Here is a 16,738-nt window from a genome sequence, read left to right as displayed (position 1 = left end):
GTCGGTCATGGGGATAGCTCAGCCCTGCTCGCTGAGCCGCTTGAGGGTGGCCAGGCCCGCCTCGAAGTCCTTGCCGACCATGCTGTCCATGCTGAAGAACAGGTGCATGATCTTCGCCACGAAGGGCGTGGGGCCGTACATCGCCCAGGTCACGTCGGTGCCGCCGTCGCGCGGCAGCAGGGTGAACTCGGCGGTGTTGCTGGCCTTGAACGGTTTGAAGAAGTCCAGCGCAATGGTCACCCGCGAAGCCGGCGTGCTTTCGATAATCTCCATGCGCCCTTCCCCGGCCTTGCTGTTGCCGGCCCAGGCGTAAACCGCGCCGCGTCCCTTTTCCGCGCCGGAGAAGCTGCGCTGCATGTCCGGGTCGAGCTTCTCGAACGGCGACCATTGCGGCCAGCGGTGGAAGTCCTCGATGAAGGCGAAGACCTTCTCCGGCGGTGCCTGGATACGCGCCGTGCGCTCCACCCGGAAGCTGTCCGGGCGGCTCGCCGCCAGAACCAGCACCACGATTACGGCCAGCACCACGACCACTGCAATCCACTTCAACATGACATCCTCCTGATGGTGTCGATGGGCTCATTGCCCGGCGAAATAACGGTCCCAGTCGCGGACCGGACGGACCTCGACGCAGCCTAGCCGACCCGACGGCAGGCGGCCGGCGATCTGCAGCGCCTCGTTGAGATCGCGCGCCTCCAGCAGCACGAAGCCGCCCAGGTGTTCCTTGGTCTCGGCGAACGGACCGTCGGTGATCTGCAGGTCGCCGCCCTTGTGGCGCAGGGTGGTGGCGCTGGTCACTGGCTCAAGCGCCTGCGCGGCCAGCAACTGGCCGTTCTCGCGCAGGCGCTCCTCGTTGCAGCGGCACTCGTCGATCACCTGGCGGAACACCGGCCCCGGCAACTGAGCGATGCGGCTGTCGTCCACGTAGATCAGGCAGAGGTATTTCATGCTCGGCTCCCGGCTTGGCACTGCGTTCTAATCCCTAATCGAATGGCGACGGGGAAAATCGACAACCGACGGAAATTTTTTCGCCGACACTCAAGAACTTCTTCGTTACCCGCGACAACGCTGGTGCAGAACGGCTGAAAAGTGAGCTGTACGATTCCAAAACGGCCCGGGAACAGGCGATTGCAATGATCGCCCAGGCAGGCCTCAGCACCGCGCCGCGTCCACACGGCTGATGCTGAGCGAAGAGCCCCGCCTTGAGCGGGGCTTTTCATTGGCGAGGCTATGCCGGGCCTCCTCCGTACGAAGAGGTATCCGCCTTCTCTCCTCACCCGGACTCAACGCTTCGATAGCGCAGGCGCCTGTTCGACCGGCCACCGCCGGCATTTCTGCAGGATATTCGTACGCCCGCTTCAGATTTCTCTCAGATGAGGACTACACAAAAAATCGCACCATTTCATGGGAAATATCCCAACAACCTTTGGAGCAACCCCATGAAGTACACCAGCAAATCCTTGGCCATGGCCGCCATCATTGCCCTCCCCGGCATCGCATCGGCCGCCAACACCATCAACTTCAGCGGTGAAGTCACCGACCAGACCTGCTCGGCAGTAGTCAACGGCACCACCGATCCGACCGTGGTCCTCGACAGTGTTCCGGTCAGTTCCCTGACTGGCGGCACCGGCAAGACCGCCGGCGAGACCAGCTTCACCCTGCAACTGAGCGGCTGCACCGCCCCCTCGGGCACCGAGCAACACTTCACCACCCTGTTCCAGGCGATCAACCCGACCAGCGCCGGCAACCTGACCAACACAGCCGCCAGCGGCGCCACCGGCGTTGCCCTGCAACTGCTCGACGCTCCGGCCGGCACGCCGGTCAACCTGGCGGGTGGCGCTGCCGTGGAAGCCGGCGACATCGTTCTCGCCGACGGCCAGACCAGCACCACCTACGACTACGCCGTGCAGTACGTCTCCGAAGAAGCCAGCGTGACCCCGGGTCCGGTGCTCGGCTCGGTGACCTACACCCTGCGTTACGAGTGATGTCCGCGGCACCTGAGGGTGCCGCCCCACAGCGCGCCGCTCCGCTGCGGCTTCCCCCCAGCGGACGGCCTCAAGGTGAACTGCATGAATGCCCTCCCACTGCGCCCGCTTCGCGCGGCGACGTTCGCGCTCGCCCTGCTGGCAACCTTAGGCGCCTCGCTGGCCCAGGCCAGTGTGGTGATTACCGGTACCCGGGTGATCTACCCCGGCGACGCACGGGAAAAGACCGTGCAGATGACCAATGACGATGCCTTCCCCAACGTCGTGCAAGCCTGGGTCGACGTCAATGATCCCGCCTCCACTCCGGACACCGCCAAGGCCCCCTTCCTGGTCAACCCGGCTGTGTCGCGCATGGCGCCCGGCAGCGGCCAGACCCTGCGCATTCTCTACACCGGTTCGGGCCTGCCCCAGGACCGCGAATCGCTGTTCCACCTCAACGTGCTGCAGATCCCGCCGCGCAATGCCGCCAAGGCCGGCCAGAACCAGATGCTGCTGATGCTGCGCAACCGCCTGAAACTGTTCTATCGCCCGGCACAGATCGCCGGCAGCCCGGACCAGTTACCGCAAAAGCTGCACTTCAGCCTGGTACGCAACGGCAACGCCTGGCGCGTCGAGGTGAAGAACCCCACGGGCTACTACGCCTCCTTCAGCGGAGCGACCCTCAGCGTCGGTGAGCGCCAGTGGAAACTCCAGGCCAGCATGGTCCCGCCCATGGGACAGGCGCAATGGAGCGCGCTTTCGCCCTCCGCGCTGCCGGCCGGCCAGGCTCGGCTGAACGCCCAGCTTATCAACGACTACGGCGCGCGGCTGGAGCTTCGCCATGAACTGGCGCATTGAGCTGCGCCGCGGCTCGCTAATGCCCTTCGCGCTGGGCGCCCTCGCCCTGATGATCGCCAGTCTGGCCAGCGGCAACACCGACTATCAATTCGACGACCAGTTGCTGATGGGATCGAGTCTGGGCGGTGGCAGCCTGGAGCGCTTCAACCGCGACGATCAGGTCGACGCCGGCACCTACCACGTCGACCTCTACCTCAACGGCCAGTACGCCAGCCGGACAGAGGTGGAATTTCGCAACCGCGGCGAGCGCGCCGAACCCTGCTTCAACGAACGCTTCCTGCGCCAGAGCCTCGGCGCGCGCCCCGCTCCGCAGGCCGGGCAGGAAGACCCGAGTACCTGCCACTGGCTCAGCGAGCGCCTGCCCGGCGCAACCTACAACCTCGACACCGCGCGCCTGCGCCTGGACCTGTCGGTGCCCCAGGCACTGCTCGATATCAAGCCGCGCGGCTATGTCAGCCCGCAGGAGTGGGACGCCGGCAGCACCATGGGTTTCGTCAACTACGACGCCAATCTCTACCGCTCGACCTTCGGCGGTAGCAGCGGCGGCCAATCGGACTATGGCTATCTGGGGCTCAATGGCGGCGTGAACCTCGGCCTGTGGCGCCTGCGCCATCAATCCAACTACACCTATTCAAGCTATAACGGCAGCAGCCTCAGCGACTGGAGCAGCATCCGCACCTACGCCCAACGCGCTGTGCCGGAACTGCGCAGCGAGCTGACCCTGGGCGAGAGCTATACCGAAGGCAACCTGTTCGGCAGCATGGGCTACCGCGGCCTGCGCCTGGCCACGGATGAGCGCATGCTGCCCGATTCGCAACGCCAGTACGCGCCTGTCGTGCGCGGCACCGCGAACACCAACGCACGCGTGGTCATCAGCCAGAACGGCAAAAGAATCCAGGAAACCACCGTAGCGCCCGGCCCCTTCGTCATCGACGACCTCTACGGCACTGCCTACGATGGCGACCTCGACGTGGAAGTGATTGAAGCCGATGGCAGCATCTCGCGCTTTTCCGTGCCCTTCTCCGCCGTGCCGGAATCCATGCGCCCCGGCCTGTCGCGCTACAGCGCCACGCTCGGCCAGGCACGCCAATACGGTGACGGCAAGGATCTGTTCGGCGACTTCACTTATCAACGCGGTCTGACCAACACTCTGACCGCCAACCTCGGCGCGCGAGTGGCCGAGGACTACCTGGCCCTGCTCGGCGGCGGCGTCCTGGCCACGCCCTACGGCGCCATCGGGATGAACAGCACCTTCTCCAGTGCCACCGTGGAGAACGGCCAGCACAAGCAAGGCTGGCGAGTCGGCCTGAACTACAGCCGCACCTTCCAACCGACCAACACCACCCTGACCCTGGCCGGCTACCGCTACTCCACCGAAGGCTACCGCGACCTGGGCGACGCGCTGGCCTCGCGCGATGCCGACGAGCACGGTGACAGCTGGGATTCGAGCAGCTACAAGCAACGCAACCAGTTCACCCTGCTGGTCAACCAGGGCCTGGGCCAGTACGGCAACCTCTACCTGTCCGGCGCCACCAGCGACTACTACGATGGCAAGAGCCGCGACACGCAGCTGCAGTTCGGCTACTCCAATACCTGGCGTCAGCTCAGCTACAACCTGGCCTATTCGCGCCAGCAAACCACTTGGTACCGCGACCTGACCAACAGCTACGACCCCTCGATGCCGCCCAACTACAACGTGCAACAAGACAGCAGCAGCAATAACGCCCTGACCCTCAGCTTTTCCATGCCGCTGGGCTCCTCCAGCCGTGCGCCGAGCCTGAGCGCCATGGCTGCGCGCCGCTCCGGCGACAGCCGTGGAAGCAGCTATCAGACCGGCCTCAACGGCACCCTGGGCGAGGAGCGGACCCTGAGCTATACCCTCTCCGCCGGACGCGACAGCGAAGGCCAGGGAACCGACTTCAACGGCAGCCTGCAAAAGCAGACCGCCGTCGCCACCCTTAACACCGGTTACGCCCAGAGCGGAGACTACCGCCAGGTGAACGGCGGCATGCGCGGCGCGCTTGTACTGCACAGCGGCGGCCTGACCCTCGGCCCCTACGTTGGCGACACCTTCGCTCTGGTGGAAGCCAAGGGCGCCAGCGGCGCCGGCATACGCGGCGGACAAGGCGCGCGGGTGGACAGCAGCGGCTACGCCGTGGTGCCCTCGCTCTCGCCCTACCGCTACAACCCCATCAGCCTCGACCCGCAAGGGATCGATGAAGGCACCGAACTGGTGGAAACCGAGCGCAAGATCGCACCCTACGCCGGCGCCGCCGTGCACGTCGAATTCAAGACCCTCAGCGGCCATCCGCTGTTGATCCAGGCACAACTGTCCGATGGCTCGTCGCTGCCGCTGGGTGCCGATGTCCTCGACAGCCAGGGTGTCACCATCGGCATGGTCGGCCAGGGCGGTCAGGTCTATGCCCGTGCCGAAGGTGAGAAAGGTCAGCTGCGCGTGCACTGGGGAGAGCGCCCCGAGGACAGTTGCCAACTACCCTATGATCTGAAAGGCGCCGACCGCGAACAGGTGCTGATCCGTCTGCAGGGTACCTGCACCTCCAAGGAAGACTCATGAACCCGATACTGCGCATCCTGCCCCTGCTGGCGGCGCTGCTGGCGCCGAGCGCCTGGGCCACTTGCTACAAGGTCACCTCGGTAGGCAGCGCCACCACGACCTCCAACTCCCAGATACGTCCCGGCGAAGGCAACGCCGCCAGCTGGGACGGTGCCTGCGACACCTGCAATGGCCCGCTGGGTCTGCCCAGCGTAATCAACGTCAGCGACGCCAGCTTCCAGCCCGACGGCAGCCTGCTCGCCAGCTCCGTCGCGCCATTCACCCAATACGGCGCGGTCAACGGCTACGATCCGGAGCGCGTGTTCTTCCGTTGCGCGGCGGCAGACGCGGTCTACGAGATGTTCGCCACCAACGGCGACAACGAATTCAGCGGCTGGTACCAGGGCGGCGATACCGTCGGCAACTCCATCGGCCTGCAAGCCGCCTACCGCACCGCCTGGCCGAACGTGCTGCTGCGCCTGACCCACGTGGAAACCGGCCAGTACTACACCGACATCTGGCGCGAGCGCCAGCTCACCGGACTGGACACGGACTCGCGCGGCTTCCAGTTGGTCAAGGCGAAAAACCTCAGCGCAGTCCGCACCGAGCTGTTCCGCGCGCCCCTGGAGAACACCCGCTACTATTCACCCACGGCCGCCTCCCAGGCATACAGCTATAGCCAGCCAGCCGCCTACATCGCCATCAAAGGGCCGGGACTTTCCTATCCCAATGTCGGCCAGACCCACTACGGCAACTACGCCGGCTGGTACGGCAACTGGCCGGGCGCCATCGGCCTGTACAAGCTCATGACGCTCAAGCGCTACCCCACCTGCGCCATCACCAACGTCACGCCGCACGTGACCTTCCCCCCCATCTCAGTCAGCGAAATCAACGCCGGCGGCAGCCGCGAAATGCCCTTCGAAGTGGCTTTCAAATGTCAGAGTGGGATCACCAGCAGCACCGCCGTCAACGGCACCGCGCTGGGCATCAAGGTTTCCGCCGGGGCGCTGGCCGCCTCCTCCGCCCTGGGCCTGGTGAACGCCAATGGCGGGCTGTCCTACCTGGTCTCCGACCGCTACGGCCAGCCCGGAATGGCAGAGGGTGTGGGCATCCGGCTGCTGCGCAATGGCAATGCGATGAACCTGCTCTCCACCGAGGACTCCGCCAACGGCAGCAACCCCGAGGCGCGCGGCTGGTACCCGGTGATCGGCAACGCCTCGAACAAGACCGGCGAGGTCGGCGGCATCAGCCAGTACAGCGAAAGCTTCCGCGCCCGCCTGGAGAAACTCAACGTCGGCAGCATGCCCACGGTAACGCCGGGCAAGGTGGACGCCACAGCACAGGTGGTGATCCGTGTTCAGTAGCGCCCTGCGCGGCGCGCTGCTCGGCCTGACACTGCTGGCCAGCCTACATGCCCATGCCGGCGTCACCGCCGAACGCACACGGGTGATCTTCAACGAAGAACAGCGTGAAACCTCGCTGCTGCTGGTCAACCAGAATACCTATCCGGTCATAGTGCAAACCTGGATCGACGAGGGCAACCTCGACGCCGCGCCGGACACCACCCAGGCACCGATCATTCCGCTGCCGCCAGTGTTCCGCCTGAACGCCGGCCAGCAACGCAGCCTGCGCCTGCTCTACACCGGCCAGACGCTGCCCAAAGACCGCGAATCGCTGTACTGGCTCAACCTCTACGAGATTCCGCCAAAGTCCAACGAGCCCCTGGCCGCCGGGCAGTCCCGGCTCACTGTCACCCTGCGCACCCAGATGAAGATCATCTATCGCCCGCGCGCGCTGGCGCAGGAGGCGGAACAAGCGCCGCGTCAGCTCAGTTTCCGCCGCCGGGGCAACGCCGTGCAGGTGGACAATCCGACCCCCTACTTCATCACCCTCGCCGGTGCCGAACTGCGCCAAGGCAGCACCCGCCTGCCGCTGCCCAGCGCCTTGCTGCCGCCCTTCGCGAAGCATGAGCTCACACCGTCCCAAGCACCAAGGGCGGAAAGCGGCGAAGTACATTTTGTCTGGATCGACGACGGTGGCAACAGCCAGCAGAGCCAGGCCGTTCTCCACTAAGAGCGCCGACTTTTCGCAGACACGTGCCCGGCGCGAGCGCAAGAAAATGAAAAGCGCACGGGCAGTTCCCCTGGCCTTAACCAGGCGGTATCAGGCGCCGCGCATGTCTCCCTCCAGCAGCCCGCTCGCCCGCTGCACCCGCCGCTCCGTCGCCTGCTCCAGCACCTGCCAACCACGCCCCGCGCTGGCCAGGGTGAACCAGCGGCGCGCACGGGTGATGCCGGTGTAGACCAGCTCGCGGGTGAGGATCGGGTTGAGGCTGTCCGGCAGTAGCAGCGCGGCATGGGTGAACTCCGAGCCCTGGGACTTGTGCACCGTCATGGCGAACACCGTTTCCACTGCCTGCAGCCGGCTGGGCAGGATCCAGCGGATGCCGGCAGTGCCGTCGCCCGCCGGGAAGGCCACACGCGGCACCCAGCGCACGCTGCCGTCATCCGCTGGCTGGGGCAGCGCCAGGGTGATGCCGATATCCCCGTTCATCAGGCCCAGGCCATAGTCGTTACGGGTGACCAGCACCGGGCGGCCGAGGAACCAGGCGTGCGTCGAGGGGATCAGCCCCTCGCTGTGCAGCAGTTCGGTGATCAGCGTGTTGAGCCCTTCAACACCCCAGGGCCCACGGCGCAAGGCGCAAAGCAACTGGAACTGCCCGTGGGCCTCCAGCACCAGCCGCGCCCAGTCGTCCAGCGCTGCCTGGTCGGCGTTCTCGGCCGGCCTCTTGGCTGCCAGCACGCCGAGGTAATGGCGATAGCCGACCGGTCCGAACAAATCTCCGCCGCGTCCGCCATCCACCACCAGACCACGCAGGCTGCGGGTGTCCTGGGCGTCCACGGCGATGCGGGTCAGGTCTTCGTGGCGGGCCTTCCATACCTCGCGCAAGGCCGGGATATCGCCCGCGTTGACCGCTTCCGCCAGCTGTCCGATACCGCTGTCGGCGCTGAAGCGATGGCTGTGACGGAGCATGGCCACGGCCTGGTCGAGGTCGCTGCCCTGCACGTCCAACAGGGCCGGATCGATGGGCTCACCGGTCACTGCTTCCAGCCAGTCACGGGTGGCGGGTCGATAGTGGCCTTCGCGGGCGCGGCTGCACAGCTCACCCAATACGGCGCCGGCTTCCACCGAGGCCAGCTGGTCCTTGTCGCCCAGCAGGATCAGCCGCGCGCGCGGCGGCAACGCGGCGAGCAGCGAGGCCATCATTTCCAGGTCGACCATCGAGGCTTCGTCCACCACCAGCAGTTCCAGCGCCAACGGGTTGCCGGCGTGATGGCGGAACTGGCGGCTGTCCGGGCGGCTGCCGAGCAGGCGGTGCAGCGTGGCGACTTCGGTGGGAATCGCTTCGCGCGCGGCCTCGCCGTTGGGCAGGCCGTCGAGTTGCAGGCGCTGCACGGCGCCGGCGATGGATTCGTTCAGGCGCGCGGCGGCCTTGCCGGTGGGTGCGGCGAGGCGGATACGCAGCGGCCGTCCGCCCTCCCCCAGCGCCAGGCTTTGCAGCAGCGCCAAGAGCTTGACCACCGTGGTGGTCTTGCCGGTGCCGGGACCGCCGGTGACGATGCCGAAGGCATTGCCCGCCACCAGCGCGCACGCCAGCTTCTGCCAGTCCGCCGGTGCGCCGGGCTTCTTCGGGAACAGCGCATCCAGTGCCTGGCGCAACGGCGCGACGGGCAACTTCGCACGCAATGCCTCGCCCTGGCGCAGGCGCTGGTCGATCCCGGCGCGCACCGCGCACTCGTATTGCCAATAGCGCCGCAGGTACAGGCGTCGGCCGACGCGCACCAACGGCGTATCGCCGGCGCCCTCGCCGATCAGGCGCGGGTCGTTCAGCGCAGCCTGCCAGGCTTCCAGCTCGATGCCGTCGAGCAGCACATCGGGCAGCTCGGGAGCGTCCTTGGCGGAGTCGCCCTCCGGTGGCAGCGAAAGGGCGAAACGGCTGTCGGCCAGGGTCGCCGCGAGGTCGAGGCAGACGTGCCCGCGACCGAGCTGGTGGCTGGCCAGCGCGGCCGCCAGGATCAGCAGTGGATGCGCATCCGCCACGCGCTCGACCAGGAAGGCCGCGAAGGCGCGGTCGAGTTCGCGCAGCCAGCCGCGCTCGGCCCAGCGGCCGATCAGTTCGAGCATTTCACCGGCGGTTCTCTGCGGCGCGGTCATGCCGGCATCTCCTCATCCACGGCGCGGAACAGGCGGTCCAGTTCCTCCATCAGGGCTTTGGGCGGCCGCTCCAGGTACAGGCCCTGAGTCGCCGACGGGCTGCCGCGCAGGAACAGGTACATCGCCCCGCCGACGTGGCGGTCGTAGTCGTAATCCGGCAGGCGCGCCTGCAGCAGGCGGTGCAGGGCGAACAGGTAGAGGGCGTACTGCAGGTCGTAGCGGTGCTCCAGCAGCGCCTCGCGCAGGGCCGGCTCGGTGTAGGCCTCGTCGTCGGCGCCGAGCCAGTTGGATTTGTAGTCGGCCACGTAGTAGCGGCCTTCGTGTTCGAACACCAGGTCGATGAAGCCCTTGAGCATGCCGTTGAGCTGGTTCGCCTGCAGCGCCGGCCGCGCCGCACCGCCGAGGGTATGGCGGGTGACGATGCGGTCCAGGCGCTGGCTGTCCACCTGGCGGGTGGAGAACCAGAACTCCATTTCCTTCTGGTAGCTGGCCAGCCCGGCCAGGCTGACCGGCGCGGCGTCGGGCAGGCGGAAACCGGTGTGCAGCAGTTGCATCAGCCAGGTGTGCAGGGGCTCGATCCAGGCCTCCCAGCCGCGCACCTGGCAACGACGCGCCAGTTGGTCGCGCAATTGCTGCGGGTCGCAGGCGCCGAAGCCCTCGTCGGCGGCCCACTCCAGCAGACCGTGGAGGAAGCTGCCGGGATTGGCCCCGCGGGGGAAGGCGTGCAGGCTGCCCGGCGTCGGCACGGCGTCGGCCTCGCGGGTTTCCTCCAGGCTGCCTTCGCGCAGCAGGTCTTCGCCGGCGCTGGTGGGTTCGTCCGCCGCGGGGGCCGGTGCCGGCGATTCGATATCCTCATCGCCGGCCAGGGTCGCCAGCGCGGAATAGCTGGCGATCCACCATTTCTCCGCCACCCGCCGGCGTGGCTCGCGGGCCGCGCCGAGTTCGCCGGCCTGCGGGCCGACGAAGAGCTGCAGGTCAGCGTCGGGCGCTGCGTCGAGAACGATTTCGCCCTGCCCGGCCTGCAACTCACCCAGCCGAGCGGCCACGTCCTCGACGCTCAGCGCATTGCCGCCGCCGAGCAGGTAGCCCATGGCGCCCTTGTGCAGCTCCGGGCTCTTGCTGTTGCTCATCACCAGCGGCGCCACGCCCAGCCACACGGCATGTCGCGCGCGGGTCAGGGCCACGTAGAGCAGGCGCATGTCCTCGCTCAGGCGTTCGTCGTTGGCCTGTTGATAGGCCGCCTTGGCCAGTTCCTTGTCGCGAGACAGCTCCACCACCCGCGCCTCGCCACTCTGGAAGCTCGGCGGCGTGGCGCTCTTGCCGTCCAGCTCGCGCCAGCTGCAGATGAAGGGCAGCAGCACCAGCGGGTACTCCAGTCCCTTGGACTTGTGGATGGTCACCACCTTGATCAGGTCAGCGTCGCTTTCCAGGCGGAGGATTTCCTCGCTGGAGGGACTCTCCAGCTGCTCCGCCAGCACCCGCAGCAACGCGTGCTCGCCGTCCAGCTCCACCGCCTCGCGCTGCAGCCATTCGGCCAGGTGCAGCAGGTTGGTCAGGCTGCGCTCGCCGTCGATCTGCCGCAGCAGGCGCGCCGGCAAGGCGAAGTCAGCCAGCAGGCGGCGCAGCATCGGCAGCACGCCCTGCTGCTGCCAGAGCACGCGGTAGTCGCGGAAGCGCAACACCATGTCTTCCCAGAAACGCTCGTCCTGGTTCAGCCGCTCTAGGGTCGCCCAGTCCAGCGCCAGGCTGCGGGTGGCCAGGGCGATGCGCAAGGCGCCATCGTCGCCGGGGTCGGCGCAGGCGCGCAGCCAGTGCAGCAGGTCGGTGGCTTCGGGGCTGTCGAATACCGAGTCGCGGTCGGACAGGTAGACGCTGGCCAGCCGGCGTACCGCCAGCTCGCTGCGCACCGCTTCCGCCTCGCTGCGGCCGCGCACGAGGATGGCGATATCCGCCGGGCGCAGTGCGCGCCAGTTGCCATCGGCATCGCGGAAGCCGCTCTGTGCGGAGCTCAACCAACGCTGGATGGCACTGGCGCTGCGCGCGGCCATCTCCTGGCGATAGAGCGTCGAACCGCAGACCTGGCCGTCGTTGTCCAGTTGCCAGAAGGTCATGGCCGGCGCTTCGGTGCCTTCGAGCAGCAGCGTTTCCTCACGCCCACGGGCGCCGACTTCGAGGAAGGGCACGGGGTTGTCCTGGCCTTCCACGGCGAAGCGGAAGGCCCCGCGCGGATGCCCCTCGGCGAACAGGAAGCAGCGGTTGGCCGCCTGCACCATCGCGCGCGTGGAGCGGAAGTTGGTGCCCAGGGTGTAGTGGCGCCCGGCGGTGGCGGCGCGGGCGCGCAGGTAGGTGTGGATGTCGGCGCCGCGGAAGGCGTAGATCGCCTGCTTGGGGTCGCCGATCATGAAGAGTCCGAGGTTTCGCGGATTGTCCGCGATGCGATAGACGCGCTCGAAGATGCGGTACTGCAGCGGGTCGGTGTCCTGGAACTCGTCGATCAGCGCCACAGGGAACTGCTCGCGGATGCGTTCGGCCAGGCGCTCGCCGCCGCTGCCGGCCAGGGCGCGATCGAGGCGCACCAGCAAGTCGTCGAAGCCCAGTTCGGCGCGCTTCTGCTTCTCCGCCTCCAGGCTCTGGCGCACTTCGCCCAGGGCGTGCAGCAGGAGCTGCGGGGCGATGTCCGGGCGCTGGTCCGAGCCTTCGGCCCAGGCGTCGATGGCCTGCAGCGCCGGGTGTTCCGGCACCACGGCCTTGGCTTTGACCTTGATCCGCGTCTGGCCGAATTTGGCCAGGTTGTCCGGTGCGTCGGCGCCCTCGCTCCAGGCATCCAGCGCTTCGAGCCAGCCGCCGAAGATGGCGTCGTCGTCCTTGCCGCGATAGCTGTTGCCGTTGAGGTCGCCACGCAGGTTGCGCAGCAGTTCACCAAGATTGCCGCAATCCGCCGCCCAGGCTTCGCGGGCGCGGGTTTCGGCGGCGGCGAGTTCGTCGTACCACTGCCCGGTGGATTCCAGCAGCTCGCCCAGCGAGGCCGGTGCAGAGAGCGGTTGGTCGCCGTAACGGAAGCCCGCTTCCTGCGCGGCCAGCAGCGGTTGCAGGGCGCGCATCAGCGCCTCCGGGCCGGCGTAGCAATGGCGCACGGCATTGGCGGCAGCCGCGCCCAGTGGATAGAAATTGCGTCGCCAGTAGTCGCGCACCGCTTCGGCGAGCAACTCGCTCTGGTCGGCGGCCAGGTCCTGGGTGAACAGGCTGCCGCTGTCAAAGGCGTGCTCGCGCAACATGCGATAGCACCAGCTGTGGATGGTGGAGACGGCGGCCTCGTCCATCCATTCGGCGGCCAGACGCAGCAGGCGCGCGCAGCCCGGCCAGCGCTCGGCGGGGTAGCTGGCGCGCAGTTTCAGCAGCAGGCCGTCGTGCTCGCCCTCGGGCTCGGCGAAGCAGTGCGCCGCCTCGCCCAGGCGCGCGCGGATGCGTTCGCGCAGCTCTTGCGTCGCCGCTTCGGTGAAGGTCACCACGAGGATTTCCGGCGGGCTCAGCGGCCGGCCGAAAGCCTGCTCACCGCCGTGATCAAGCACCAGGCGCACATAGAGCAAGGCGATGGTGAAGGTCTTTCCGGTGCCGGCGCTGGCCTCGATCAGCCGGCTGCCATGCAGCGGAAACTCAAGCGGCTTCAGCTCGACGGCGCTCATTGTTCCGCCTCCTTGCGTTGCAGCAGTTCGAACAAGGGCCCGTAGAGCGCTTCGGCCCACGCGGCAAATTCTTCGCTGGCGTTGAGACTGGCGAAGTCCGGATAGACCCGCGCCAGCGCCGCCGAGGATGCCGCCTCGCCGCTGAGGTTGTAGCTGCCGTCATAGCGCTTGGCGGCCTCGCGGGCGGCGCGTTCGGCGTCCTCCCCGGCGGCCAGCCAGGCGAAGGCGGTCTTGCAGGCCACCGGCAGCGGGCGGCTCATGCCCTGGAACCAGGCAGCCATCAGGTTGTTCAGTTCGGCGCGCGCCTGCTCGGCCGGCAACGGCGGGAACTCCAGGGTGCCGGTCAGGCCGACCAACACGCTGGTCACCGGCTCACCGCACAGCTGCAACGCCAGGTGGCGCACCCAGGGACGCACCAGCCCGTGCCATTTGTAGCCCTTGCCTTCGTGGAGCTTGCCGCTGACCAGTAGCAGGCTGGCGAGCTGGCCCTCGGCATTGCGGCGCAGGCCGCCGAGCCAGTCGGCCAACTCGATGCCGGCGTATTCATGATCGAGCTCCCGCTGCTCCTCTTCCACCTGGGACCAGTGCTCCAGCTGTTCGCGGTACCGGGCCAGCAGGTCATGCAGCGGCGCCACCAGCGACTGGGCGGAGAACTCGCCGAAAGCGGCCAGCGGCAGGCGGCCCTCGCGGCGCAGGCGTTCGACCTGCCCGGTCAGCTGCGACTCCAGCTGCTCGTCCTGCCAATGCTGCTCGACCCACGGGCGCATGCGCTCGCACAGTTCGAACTGCAGTTGCCAGACATCCAGGCCATTGAGCTCGAAGGGTTCCTCATCCTGACCGGTGAGCTGCTCCTCGGCGAAGCGCACCTTGAGACGCTGGACGAAGAAGGCGCCGACCGGATTGGCGAGGAAGTCGGACAGCACGCGCAGCCCGATGGGCGCGTCGAGTGCCAGCGGCGGCAAGGGCGCGTCATCGATCTCGACCGCCTGCTCGCGGTGCACGTCGCGCCATTCGCGGGCGTAGGTGTAGAGGCCGTCAATCCCCTGACCCGACGCTTCGCCGAAATAGGCGCGGCTGAAGGGCTGGAGCGGATGCTCCAGGGTCAGGCCGTGCAGCAGGTCTCCGCCGTCGGCGCGGCGCCAGCCATCGGCGAGGTGGTCGCGCAACTGGCCGATCAGTACCGACGGCGGGCGCTCGCTGTTATCGCGGATGCTCCGGCCGACCCAGCTGACGTAGAGCTGGCGGCGTGCGGAGAGCAGCGCCTCGAGCAGCAGGTAGCGGTCGTCCTCGCGGCGCGAACGGTCGCCGGGGCGGTAATCGTTGCGCATCAGGTCGAAGTCCAGCGGCGATTGCGGGCGGGGGTAGTCGCCGTCGTTCATGCCCAGGAGGCAGACCAACTGGAAGGGAATCGCACGCATCGGCATCAGGGTGCAGAAGCTCACCGCACCAGCCAGGAAGCGCTGGTTCAGGCCACCGGCATCCAGCCCGCCGAGCCAGGCTTCGCGCACCACCGAGAGCGGCAGCGGATCGGTGAAACCGGCGTGCTGACAGGTTTCCAGCCAGCGTTCGAGCAGGTCCAGCAATTGCTGCCGGAGCAACTCATCGTGGTCGTCGGTGACGCGGAAGAAGGCGTCGAGCAGTGCCCGCAGGCGCTCTGCCCAGACCTTCGGCTCGGCTTCCTCGGCGAGCAGGTCGCAGGCCTTTTCCAGCGCGCCGAGCAGCCCGGCCAGCGGGCCGAGGGCGGCGGCATCGAGCCCGCCGATTTCCGCGTAGGGTTCGATGCCCTGGAAGGCTTCGCCCTCGCCCACCGCAAAGCCCAGCAGCATGCGCCGCAGGCCGAAACGCCAGCTGTTGGCTTCGTCGGCGGAAGGCAGGCCGAGGCGTTCGCGCTGCTGGCCGTCGAGCCCCCAGCGCACGCCAGCGCCGTCGATCCAGCGGCGCAGCAGCGGCAGGTCCGCTTCGGCCAGGCCGAAGCGTTCGCGCAGGGCGGCGACATCCAGCAGGTCGAGGATCTCGCTGACGGCGAAGCGGCTGTCGGGCAGGCGCAGCAGGTGCTCCAGCGCCACCAGCAGCGGCTCGCGGCCGCGCTGCCCCTGGTCGGCCAGGGTGTAGGGAATGAAACGCTTGTCGTCGCGCGGCACCTGGCCGAACACGGCCTCGATGTGCGGCGCGTAGGGGTTGATGTCCGGCACCATGACGATCACGTCGCGCGGGCGCAGCGTCGGATCGGCATCGAAGCGGGCGAGCAGCTGGTCATGGAGGATTTCCACCTCGCGCTGCGCGCTGTGGGCGACGTGGAAGCGCACCGAGTCATCCGCCTGCGGATCGACCGCCGGCCAGTGCTCGCGGCTTTCGGCCAGCGGGCGCAGTTCGAGGATGTCGTCCTGTAACTGGCCGAGCAGGTTTTGCGGCTCGTCCTCGCTGAACAGGTCGATGCGCCCGTTGCTCACCGCGCCCAGGCGCGCGCGGTAGCTTTCCGGGTCGTCGTACTGGTCGAGCAGGTTGATGTAGTCGCGGCCCTGCTTGCCCCAGGCGGCCAACAGCGGCTGGGCATACTGGTGCTGCTGGTCGTCGGAGAGCAGCTCCGGGGTACCGGCGCGGCGGCGCTGACGGCGGTATTCGTGGCGCAGCAGGTCCTTGTCGGCGACGATGTCGGCCCAATGGTGGCGGCAGGGGTTGTGCACGCAGAGCAGTACCTGGGCGTGGCGCGCCAGCACGGCGAGGGCTTCCACCGTCTGCGCCGGCATCGCGGAGATGCCGAATACCACGACGCGGCGCGGCAGGTTCGGCAGCGGGTTCTCGGCGCCCTTGAGCTTCTCGATGAAGCGCCCATGCACACCGGCGCGGCTGGTGGCCAGGCCTTCGGGGCCCACATCAGCGAGTAGCGCGCGCCACAGCGCGGCCTGCCAGCGGTTGTCCACCTCCAGCTCGCGCACCGTGCCATTGGCCAGGCGCAGCTGATCGACGCCCCGACTCCAGTCCTCCAGCCAGTCGGCGCGGTAGACCTGGTACTGGTCGAACAGGTCGGCCAGGCGCTCGGCCAACTGGTGGCGCTTGCGCAGGTCGGCGTCGTCGGCGAGGAAGCGCTGCAGGGTGGCGAATTCGTCCTGCTCCAGCAGGGTCGGCAGCAGGCGCATCAGGCGCCAGGTCAGCGGCCCCTTGTCGAGCACCGAGACCTCGGGGATTTCATCGCGGCCCAGCGCGCCACGGTAGGCGCGCCAGAGGAATTGCGCGGGCAGTTGCACGTCGAGCGCGGCGGTCACGCCGCAGCCGCCCTCCGCCACATCGCGCCCCAGCGCCAGCTTCAGCCACTGGGCGATGCCGTTGCTCTGCACCAGGATGACTTCGTTCTCCAGCGGCGCCAGCGGGTGCAGGCTCATCCACTGCACCAGCAGGTCGCGCAGCGCTTCCGGATGGTTGCCGTGGATCACCATCAGGCCGGGGGTCAGTCGCTGCTCGCTCATCGT

Annotated in this window: 10 protein-coding genes; 5 read left to right on the top strand and 5 right to left on the bottom strand. The window is 67.8% G+C overall.

The window, feature by feature from the left end; translation table 11 throughout:
• Positions 1-18: 18 nt before the first annotated feature.
• Together J5M67_RS04900 and J5M67_RS04895 are read right to left on the bottom strand one after the other, a co-directional pair.
• On the bottom strand, positions 19-549 hold the full coding sequence (locus tag J5M67_RS04900) for an SRPBCC family protein (protein WP_207884005.1): 531 nt from the start codon (positions 547-549) through the stop codon (positions 19-21).
• 27 nt (positions 550-576) lie between these two features.
• Complete coding sequence (locus J5M67_RS04895; RefSeq protein ID WP_207884003.1) at positions 577-945, bottom strand: YciI family protein; 369 nt, start codon at positions 943-945, stop codon at positions 577-579.
• 491 nt (positions 946-1,436) lie between these two features.
• On the opposite strand from J5M67_RS04895, the gene J5M67_RS04890 reads away from it, so the two are divergent.
• The 5 genes from J5M67_RS04890 (at position 1,437) to J5M67_RS04870 (ending at position 7,446) form a co-directional block, all read left to right on the top strand.
• Positions 1,437-1,982 carry a fimbrial protein gene (locus tag J5M67_RS04890; protein ID WP_207884001.1) on the top strand — a complete coding sequence of 182 codons (546 nt, stop codon included), beginning with the start codon at positions 1,437-1,439 and terminating at the stop codon, positions 1,980-1,982.
• 84 nt (positions 1,983-2,066) lie between these two features.
• Positions 2,067-2,819, top strand: coding sequence for a molecular chaperone (locus J5M67_RS04885; RefSeq protein WP_207883999.1), 753 nt, complete (start codon positions 2,067-2,069; stop codon positions 2,817-2,819).
• On the top strand, positions 2,803-5,394 hold the full coding sequence (locus J5M67_RS04880; protein WP_207883997.1) for a fimbria/pilus outer membrane usher protein: 2,592 nt from the start codon (positions 2,803-2,805) through the stop codon (positions 5,392-5,394). The genes J5M67_RS04885 and J5M67_RS04880 overlap by 17 nt, the downstream gene beginning before the upstream one ends.
• Positions 5,391-6,737 carry a fimbrial protein gene (locus J5M67_RS04875; protein ID WP_207883994.1) on the top strand — a complete coding sequence of 449 codons (1,347 nt, stop codon included), beginning with the start codon at positions 5,391-5,393 and terminating at the stop codon, positions 6,735-6,737. Before J5M67_RS04880 ends, J5M67_RS04875 begins: the two co-directional genes overlap by 4 nt.
• Positions 6,727-7,446: a molecular chaperone gene (locus J5M67_RS04870; RefSeq protein ID WP_207883992.1), complete on the top strand. Its 720-nt coding sequence runs from the start codon at positions 6,727-6,729 to the stop codon at positions 7,444-7,446. The genes J5M67_RS04875 and J5M67_RS04870 overlap by 11 nt, the downstream gene beginning before the upstream one ends.
• 90 nt (positions 7,447-7,536) lie before the next feature.
• On the opposite strand, the gene recD is transcribed toward J5M67_RS04870, so the two are convergent.
• The 3 genes from recD to recC are packed head-to-tail and all read right to left on the bottom strand — an operon-like array spanning position 7,537 to position 16,735.
• Positions 7,537-9,588, bottom strand: coding sequence for an exodeoxyribonuclease V subunit alpha (gene recD, locus J5M67_RS04865; RefSeq protein WP_207883989.1), 2,052 nt, complete (start codon positions 9,586-9,588; stop codon positions 7,537-7,539).
• Positions 9,585-13,271 (bottom strand): exodeoxyribonuclease V subunit beta, encoded by a 3,687-nt coding sequence (gene recB / locus J5M67_RS04860; RefSeq protein ID WP_207883981.1) that lies wholly within the window; start codon positions 13,269-13,271, stop codon positions 9,585-9,587. The genes recD and recB overlap by 4 nt, the downstream gene beginning before the upstream one ends.
• Positions 13,268-16,735 carry an exodeoxyribonuclease V subunit gamma gene (gene recC / locus J5M67_RS04855; protein ID WP_207883972.1) on the bottom strand — a complete coding sequence of 1,156 codons (3,468 nt, stop codon included), beginning with the start codon at positions 16,733-16,735 and terminating at the stop codon, positions 13,268-13,270. Before recC ends, recB begins: the two co-directional genes overlap by 4 nt.
• Between the last annotated feature and the right edge of the window lie 3 nt (positions 16,736-16,738).

Origin of the sequence: Pseudomonas sp. 30_B (genome assembly GCF_017491605.1) — a bacterium.
GTDB lineage: Bacteria > Pseudomonadota > Gammaproteobacteria > Pseudomonadales > Pseudomonadaceae > Pseudomonas.
Note: the sequence above shows the minus strand (reverse complement) of the source record. Positions and strands in the feature narration are given on the sequence as shown.

Bases quoted from the DNA above. Each gene is read 5' to 3' on its own strand.
- J5M67_RS04895 (WP_207884003.1), bottom strand. From the start codon at position 945: ATGAAATACCTCTGCCTGATCTACGTGGACGACAGCCGCATCGCTCAG.
- J5M67_RS04890 (WP_207884001.1), top strand. From the start codon at position 1,437: ATGAAGTACACCAGCAAATCCTTGGCCATGGCCGCCATCATTGCCCTC.
- J5M67_RS04900 (WP_207884005.1), bottom strand. From the start codon at position 549: ATGTTGAAGTGGATTGCAGTGGTCGTGGTGCTGGCCGTAATCGTGGTG.
- J5M67_RS04880 (WP_207883997.1), top strand. From the start codon at position 2,803: ATGAACTGGCGCATTGAGCTGCGCCGCGGCTCGCTAATGCCCTTCGCG.
- recC (WP_207883972.1), bottom strand. From the start codon at position 16,735: ATGAGCGAGCAGCGACTGACCCCCGGCCTGATGGTGATCCACGGCAAC.
- recD (WP_207883989.1), bottom strand. From the start codon at position 9,588: ATGACCGCGCCGCAGAGAACCGCCGGTGAAATGCTCGAACTGATCGGC.
- recB (WP_207883981.1), bottom strand. From the start codon at position 13,271: ATGAGCGCCGTCGAGCTGAAGCCGCTTGAGTTTCCGCTGCATGGCAGC.
- J5M67_RS04885 (WP_207883999.1), top strand. From the start codon at position 2,067: ATGAATGCCCTCCCACTGCGCCCGCTTCGCGCGGCGACGTTCGCGCTC.
- J5M67_RS04875 (WP_207883994.1), top strand. From the start codon at position 5,391: ATGAACCCGATACTGCGCATCCTGCCCCTGCTGGCGGCGCTGCTGGCG.